The organism is Escherichia sp. Lx600-2, from assembly GCF_036662595.1.
In the GTDB taxonomy this organism is placed as follows: domain Bacteria; phylum Pseudomonadota; class Gammaproteobacteria; order Enterobacterales; family Enterobacteriaceae; genus Escherichia; species Escherichia coli.
Genome location: NZ_JAYQWM010000124.1, coordinates 1 through 7,768, shown reverse-complemented (window position 1 = coordinate 7,768; position 7,768 = coordinate 1). Strand labels below are relative to the sequence as shown.

The window sequence follows — 7,768 nt, the reverse complement described above, 5'->3', positions numbered from 1 at the left end:
AAGTGAAACGCCGTAGCGCCGATGGTAGTGTGGGGTCTCCCCATGCGAGAGTAGGGAACTGCCAGGCATCAAATAAAACGAAAGGCCATCCTGACGGATGGCCTTTTTGCGTTGGTGCAAAAAAATGCCGGATGCGACGCTGGCGCGTTTTATCCAGCTTACGCAGGCACGATAGGGGGCAGCTTATTCCCCCACATACGCCAGATTCAGCAACGGATACGGTTTCCCCAAATCGTCCACCTCAGAGCGTCCCGTAACCTTAAAACACACCTTCTTATAGAACCCAACCGCCTGCTCATTTTGCTCATTAACGTTGGTTGTCAGTTCCGGTGCCATCGAGAGCGCATGCTCCACCAGCATCCGACCCACGCCGCAGCCGCACACATCAGGATCGATAAACAGCGCATCCATATGCTGCCCACTTAACAACATAAACCCAACCGGCTGATCCCGTTCATTAACCGCGACCCACAACGGTGCTTCCGGCAGAAAGGAACGAACCAGCTCTTCCAGCTCGGCCCGATACTCTGCTGATAAAAAATCGTGGGTGGCATCGACAGATCGACACCAAATCGCAACGAGTTCCTCCCCTTCCTCATGCCGTGAGCGGCGAATACTAATAACCATTTTCTCTCCTTTTAGTCATTCTTATATTCTAACGTAGTCTTTTCCTTGAAACTTTCTCACCTTCAACATGCAGGCTCGACATTGGCAAATTTTCTGGTTATCTTCAGCTATCTGGATGTCTAAACGTATAAGCGTATGTAGTGAGGTAATCAGGTTATGCCGATTCGTGTGCCGGACGAGCTACCCGCCGTCAATTTCTTGCGTGAAGAAAACGTCTTTGTGATGACAACTTCTCGTGCGTCTGGTCAGGAAATTCGTCCGCTAAAGGTGCTTATCCTTAACCTGATGCCGAAGAAGATCGAAACTGAAAATCAGTTTCTGCGCCTGCTTTCAAACTCACCTTTGCAGGTCGATATTCAGCTGTTGCGCATCGATGCCCGTGAATCGCGCAACACGCCCGCAGAGCATCTGAACAACTTCTACTGTAACTTTGAAGATATTCAGGATCAGAACTTTGACGGTTTGATTGTAACTGGTGCGCCGCTGGGCCTGGTGGAGTTTAATGATGTCGCTTACTGGCCGCAGATCAAACAGGTGCTGGAGTGGTCGAAAGATCACGTCACCTCGACGCTGTTTGTCTGCTGGGCGGTACAGGCCGCGCTCAATATCCTCTACGGCATTCCTAAGCAAACTCGCACCGACAAACTCTCTGGCGTTTACGAGCATCATATTCTCCATCCTCATGCGCTTCTGACGCGTGGCTTTGATGATTCATTCCTGGCACCACATTCGCGCTATGCTGACTTTCCGGCAGCGTTGATTCGTGATTATACCGATCTGGAAATTCTGGCAGAGACGGAAGAAGGGGATGCATATCTGTTTGCCAGCAAAGATAAGCGCATTGCCTTTGTGACGGGCCATCCCGAATATGATGCGCAAACGCTGGCGCAGGAATATTTCCGCGATGTGGAAGCCGGACTAAAACCGGATGTACCGTATAACTATTTTCCGCACAACGATCCGCAAAACAAACCGCGAGCGAGCTGGCGTAGTCACGGTAATTTGCTATTTACCAACTGGCTCAACTATTACGTCTACCAGATCACGCCATACGATCTACGGCACATGAATCCAACGCTGGATTAATCTTCTGTGATAGTCGATCGTTAAGCGATTCAGCACCTTACCTCAGGCACCTTCGGGTGCCTTTTTTATTTCCGAAACACACCTCAGTAGGTGAATAAATTTTATTCATATTGTTATCAATAAGTTATCAAGTATTTTTAATTAAAATGGAAATTGTTTTTGATTTTGCATTTTAAATGAGTAGTCTTAGTTGTGCTGAACGAAAAGCGCACAACGATCCTTCGTTCACAGTGGGGAAGTTTTCGGATCCATGACGAGGAGCTGCACGATGACTGAACAGGTAACAACAACCGATGAACTGGCTTTCACAAGGCCGTATGGCGAGCAGGAGAAGCAAATTCTTACTGCCGAAGCGGTAGAATTTCTGACTGAGCTGGTGACGCATTTTACGCCACAACGCAATAAACTTCTGGCAGCGCGCATTCAGCAGCAGCAAGATATTGATAACGGAACGTTGCCTGATTTTATTTCGGAAACAGCTTCCATTCGCGATACAGACTGGAAAATTCGTGGTATTCCCGCGGACTTACAAGATCGTCGAGTCGAGATAACTGGCCCGGTTGAGCGCAAGATGGTGATCAACGCACTGAACGCCAATGTGAAAGTCTTTATGGCCGATTTCGAAGATTCACTGGCACCAGACTGGAACAAAGTGATCGACGGGCAAATTAACCTGCGCGATGCGGTTAACGGCACCATCAGTTACACGAATGAAGCAGGCAAAATTTACCAGCTCAAGCCCAATCCAGCGGTTTTGATTTGTCGGGTACGCGGTCTGCACTTGCCGGAAAAACATGTCACCTGGCGTGGTGAGGCAATCCCCGGTAGCCTGTTTGATTTTGCGCTCTATTTCTTCCACAACTATCAGGCACTGTTGGCAAAGGGCAGCGGTCCCTATTTCTATCTGCCGAAAACCCAGTCCTGGCAGGAAGCGGCCTGGTGGAGAGAAGTCTTCAGCTATGCAGAAGATCGCTTTAATCTGCCGCGCGGCACCATCAAGGCGACGTTGCTGATTGAAACGCTGCCCGCCGTGTTCCAGATGGACGAAATCCTTCACGCACTGCGTGACCATATTGTTGGTCTGAACTGCGGTCGTTGGGATTACATCTTCAGCTATATCAAAACGTTGAAAAACTATCCCGATCGCGTCCTGCCAGACAGACAGGCAGTGACGATGGATAAACCCTTCCTGAATGCTTACTCACGCCTGTTGATTAAAACCTGCCATAAACGTGGTGCTTTTGCGATGGGCGGCATGGCGGCGTTTATTCCGAGCAAAGATGAAGAGCGCAATAACCAGGTGCTCAACAAAGTAAAAGCGGATAAATCGCTGGAAGCCAATAACGGTCACGATGGCACATGGATCGCTCACCCAGGCCTTGCGGACACGGCAATGGCGGTATTCAACGACATTCTCGGCTCCCGTAAAAATCAGCTTGAAGTGATGCGCGAACAAGACGCGCCGATTACTGCCGATCAGCTGCTGGCACCTTGTGATGGTGAACGCACCGAAGAAGGTATGCGCGCCAACATTCGCGTGGCTGTGCAGTACATCGAAGCATGGATCTCCGGCAACGGCTGCGTGCCGATTTATGGCCTGATGGAAGATGCGGCGACGGCTGAAATTTCCCGTACCTCAATCTGGCAGTGGATCCATCATCAAAAAACGTTGAGCAATGGCAAACCGGTGACCAAAGCCTTGTTCCGCCAGATGCTGGGCGAAGAGATGAAAGTCATTGCCAGCGAACTGGGCGAAGAACGTTTCTCCCAGGGGCGTTTTGACGATGCCGCACGCTTGATGGAACAGATCACCACTTCCGATGAGTTAATTGATTTCCTGACCCTGCCAGGCTACCGCCTGTTAGCGTAAACCACCACATAACTATGGAGCATCTGCACATGAAAACCCGTACACAACAAATTGAAGAATTACAGAAAGAGTGGACTCAACCGCGTTGGGAAGGCATTACTCGCCCATACAGCGCGGAAGATGTGGTGAAATTACGCGGTTCAGTCAATCCTGAATGCACGCTGGCGCAACTGGGCGCGGCGAAAATGTGGCGTCTGCTGCATGGCGAGTCGAAAAAAGGCTACATCAACAGCCTCGGTGCACTGACTGGCGGTCAGGCGCTGCAACAGGCGAAAGCGGGTATTGAAGCAGTCTATCTGTCGGGATGGCAGGTAGCGGCGGACGCTAACCTGGCGGCCAGCATGTATCCGGATCAGTCGCTCTACCCGGCGAACTCGGTGCCAGCGGTGGTGGAGCGGATCAACAACACCTTCCGTCGTGCCGATCAGATCCAATGGTCCGCGGGCATTGAGCCGGGCGATCCGCGCTATGTCGATTACTTCCTGCCGATCGTTGCCGACGCGGAAGCCGGTTTTGGCGGTGTCCTGAATGCCTTTGAACTGATGAAAGCGATGATTGAAGCCGGTGCAGCGGCAGTTCACTTCGAAGATCAGCTGGCGTCAGTGAAGAAATGCGGTCACATGGGCGGCAAAGTTTTGGTGCCAACTCAGGAAGCTATTCAGAAACTGGTCGCGGCGCGTCTGGCAGCTGACGTGACGGGCGTTCCAACCCTGCTGGTTGCACGTACCGATGCTGATGCGGCGGATCTGATTACCTCCGATTGTGACCCGTATGACAGCGAATTTATTACCGGCGAGCGTACCAGTGAAGGCTTCTTCCGTACTCATGCGGGCATTGAGCAAGCGATCAGCCGTGGCCTGGCGTATGCGCCATATGCTGACCTGGTATGGTGTGAAACCTCCACGCCGGATCTGGAACTGGCGCGTCGCTTTGCACAAGCCATCCACGCGAAATATCCGGGCAAACTGCTGGCTTATAACTGCTCGCCGTCGTTCAACTGGCAGAAAAACCTCGACGACAACACTATTGCCAGCTTCCAGCAGCAGCTGTCGGATATGGGCTACAAGTTCCAGTTCATCACCCTGGCAGGTATTCACAGCATGTGGTTCAACATGTTTGACCTGGCAAACGCCTATGCCCAAGGCGAGGGTATGAAGCACTATGTTGAGAAAGTGCAGCAGCCGGAATTTGCCGCCGCGAAAGATGGCTATACCTTCGTATCTCACCAGCAGGAAGTGGGTACAGGTTACTTCGATAAAGTGACGACTATTATTCAGGGCGGCACGTCGTCGGTTACCGCACTGACGGGGTCCACTGAAGAATCGCAGTTCTAAGCAACCTACAAACGTTGCTGACTGTAGGCCGGATAAGGCATTTACGCCGCATCCGGCAATCGGTGCACGATGCCTGATGCGACGCTTGCGCGTCTTATCATGCCTACAACCGTTGCCGAACGTAGGCTGGATAAGGCGTTTACGCCGCATCCGGCAATTCTCTGCTCCTGATGAGGGCGCTAAATGCCGCGTGGCCTGGAATTACTGATAGCTCAAACCATTTTGCAAGGCTTCGACGCTCAGTATGGTCGATTCCTCGAAGTGACTTCCGGGGCGCAGCAGCGTTTCGAACAGGCCGACTGGCATGCTGTCCAGCAGGCGATGAAAAACCGTATCCATCTTTACGATCATCACGTTGGTCTGGTCGTGGAGCAACTGCGCTGCATTACCAACGGCCAAAGCACGGACGCGGAATTTTTACTGCGCGTCAAAGAGCATTACACCCGGCTGTTGCCGGATTACCCGCGCTTCGAGATTGCGGAGAGCTTTTTTAACTCCGTGTACTGTCGGTTATTTGACCACCGCTCGCTTACTCCCGAGCGGCTTTTTATCTTTAGCTCTCAGCCAGAGCGCCGCTTTCGTACCATTCCCCGCCCGCTGGCGAAAGACTTTCACCCCGATCACGGCTGGGAATCTCTACTGATGCGCGTTATCAGCGACCTGCCGCTGCGCCTGCGCTGGCAGAATAAAAGCCGTGATATCCATTACATTATTCGCCATCTGACGGAAACGTTGGGGCCAGAAAACCTCTCCAAAAGTCATTTACAGGTGGCGAACGAACTGTTTTACCGTAATAAAGCCGCCTGGCTGGTGGGCAAACTGATCACGCCTTCCGGCACATTGCCATTTTTGCTGCCGATCCACCAGACGGACGACGGCGAGTTATTTATTGATACCTGCCTGACGACCACCGCCGAAGCGAGCATTGTTTTTGGCTTTGCGCGTTCTTATTTTATGGTTTATGCACCGCTGCCCGCAGCGCTGGTCGAGTGGCTACGGGAAATTCTGCCAGGTAAAACCACCGCTGAATTGTATATGGCTATCGGCTGCCAGAAGCACGCCAAAACCGAAAGCTACCGCGAATATCTCGTTTATCTACAGGGCTGTAATGAGCAGTTCATTGAAGCGCCGGGTATTCGTGGCATGGTGATGTTGGTGTTCACGCTGCCGGGCTTTGACCGTGTATTTAAAGTCATCAAAGACAGGTTCGCGCCGCAGAAAGAGATGTCTGCCGCTCACGTTCGTGCCTGCTATCAACTGGTGAAAGAGCACGATCGCGTGGGCCGAATGGCGGACACCCAGGAGTTTGAAAACTTTGTGCTGGAGAAGCGGCATATTTCCCCGGCATTAATGGAATTACTGCTCCAGGAAGCAGCGGAAAAAATCACCGATCTCGGCGAACAAATTGTGATTCGCCATCTTTATATTGAGCGGCGGATGGTGCCGCTCAATATCTGGCTGGAACAAGTGGAAGGTCAGCAGCTGCGCGACGCCATTGAAGAGTACGGCAATGCCATTCGCCAGCTTGCCGCTGCTAACATTTTCCCGGGCGACATGCTGTTTAAAAACTTCGGTGTCACCCGTCACGGGCGTGTGGTTTTTTATGATTACGATGAAATTTGCTACATGACGGAAGTGAATTTCCGCGACATCCCGCCGCCGCGCTACCCGGAAGACGAACTTGCCAGCGAACCGTGGTACAGCGTCTCGCCGGGCGATGTTTTCCCGGAAGAGTTTCGCCATTGGCTATGCGCCGACCCTCGAATTGGGCCACTCTTTGAAGAGATGCACGCCGACCTGTTCCGCGCTGATTACTGGCGCGCACTACAAAACCGCATACGTGAAGGGCATGTGGAAGATGTTTATGCGTATCGGCGCAGGCAAAGATTTAGCGTACAGTATGGGGAGATGCTTTTTTGAGTAAGGCTTCCATATGATTTTTCTCCGTAATGTATCGAGGGTTATCCTTAAAGCCAAAGCTTTCAGCCATCTTATTTATTGTATCAAGGATTAATTCAGCAATAACCCGTTGACCCAATTCAAAAGCCAACTCAAAGGCAGAGTATTTTTGTGGCGCTTTGTGTTGCCAAAAATCCATAATATCTTCAGCAGTAAATCCAAAAAGGTGTGCATGGTCAGATAAAGCAAGATAAACCATCTCTACAACGTTTTGCTGTTTATGCTGTATCGCTGAAAACAAACCTGGGTATTCATTAGAATTATTTGCCAGGAGGAGGGGCTTCATATTTTTTTTATCGAATTTAAACGTATTAAACAGAGTGGGTAATGCGTTAAAAATAGTATTAATAACGTTCATATGTCCGCGCTGCATGGCCATAAACAAACCCGTGTCGCGCGCAAGACTTTTAGCGGTCAGAAGATCTACAATATCGGAAGCTGAAATGTTAATTTCCTGGGCCAGGCTGGGCAATGCTTCAAGAATAACTTTCACGATATCGCTATGTCCATTTTGCATCGCCAGGTATAGTCCCGGGCAACCATAAAAATCCTTTGCCTTCAGGAGATCGAGTACCTGTTCTTTAGTCAAATGACATGTGCGAATTAACAAAGGTAACGCGTCCAAAACAATGTTCAGCATGTCGGCATCACCATTCGCCATAACATGGTATAAAACATGGCTGGACGTACTATTTTTGGCACTCAGGAATTTATACACTTGTTCGTTATCTAAATGATGTGTTGCGGCCAGTTTAGGTAAGGCGTTCAGAATCGAGGTTACAACATTTTTATCCTTACGTGATATCGCTAAAAATAATCCAGAAAAACCATTTTTATCTTTTGCCTCCAGAATATGCATGAGATTTTTTTTCGAGAGTAATCCTTCATATCC

Annotated in this window: 5 protein-coding genes and 1 pseudogene; 4 read left to right on the top strand and 2 right to left on the bottom strand. The window is 50.4% G+C overall.

What is annotated here, in order from left to right; translation table 11 throughout:
• Positions 1-183: 183 nt before the first annotated feature.
• Complete coding sequence (locus tag OQV04_RS22470; RefSeq protein WP_032281975.1) at positions 184-627, bottom strand: acetyltransferase; 444 nt, start codon at positions 625-627, stop codon at positions 184-186.
• Between the two features lie 156 nt (positions 628-783).
• Between OQV04_RS22470 and metA the strand changes: the two genes are divergently transcribed.
• From metA to aceK, 4 genes are all read left to right on the top strand, one after another.
• Positions 784-1,713, top strand: coding sequence for a homoserine O-acetyltransferase MetA (gene metA, locus OQV04_RS22465; RefSeq protein WP_032281976.1), 930 nt, complete (start codon positions 784-786; stop codon positions 1,711-1,713).
• Positions 1,714-1,981: 268 nt separating this feature from the next.
• Entirely contained in the window at positions 1,982-3,583 is a 1,602-nt protein-coding gene (gene aceB / locus OQV04_RS22460; RefSeq protein ID WP_032281977.1) for a malate synthase A, read from the top strand.
• 29 nt (positions 3,584-3,612) lie between these two features.
• Complete coding sequence (gene aceA / locus OQV04_RS22455; RefSeq protein ID WP_000857859.1) at positions 3,613-4,917, top strand: isocitrate lyase; 1,305 nt, start codon at positions 3,613-3,615, stop codon at positions 4,915-4,917.
• 183 nt (positions 4,918-5,100) lie between these two features.
• Complete coding sequence (aceK, locus tag OQV04_RS22450) at positions 5,101-6,837, top strand: bifunctional isocitrate dehydrogenase kinase/phosphatase (RefSeq protein WP_032281978.1); 1,737 nt, start codon at positions 5,101-5,103, stop codon at positions 6,835-6,837.
• Here the strand turns inward: aceK and espL4 are convergent.
• Positions 6,806-7,768: pseudogene (gene espL4, locus OQV04_RS22445) on the bottom strand (type III secretion system effector EspL4); the annotation flags it as partial. The gene aceK and the pseudogene espL4 sit on opposite strands and share 32 nt — an antisense overlap.

Bases quoted from the DNA above. Each gene is read 5' to 3' on its own strand.
- metA (WP_032281976.1), top strand. From the start codon at position 784: ATGCCGATTCGTGTGCCGGACGAGCTACCCGCCGTCAATTTCTTGCGT.
- aceK (WP_032281978.1), top strand. From the start codon at position 5,101: ATGCCGCGTGGCCTGGAATTACTGATAGCTCAAACCATTTTGCAAGGC.
- OQV04_RS22470 (WP_032281975.1), bottom strand. From the start codon at position 627: ATGGTTATTAGTATTCGCCGCTCACGGCATGAGGAAGGGGAGGAACTC.
- aceA (WP_000857859.1), top strand. From the start codon at position 3,613: ATGAAAACCCGTACACAACAAATTGAAGAATTACAGAAAGAGTGGACT.
- aceB (WP_032281977.1), top strand. From the start codon at position 1,982: ATGACTGAACAGGTAACAACAACCGATGAACTGGCTTTCACAAGGCCG.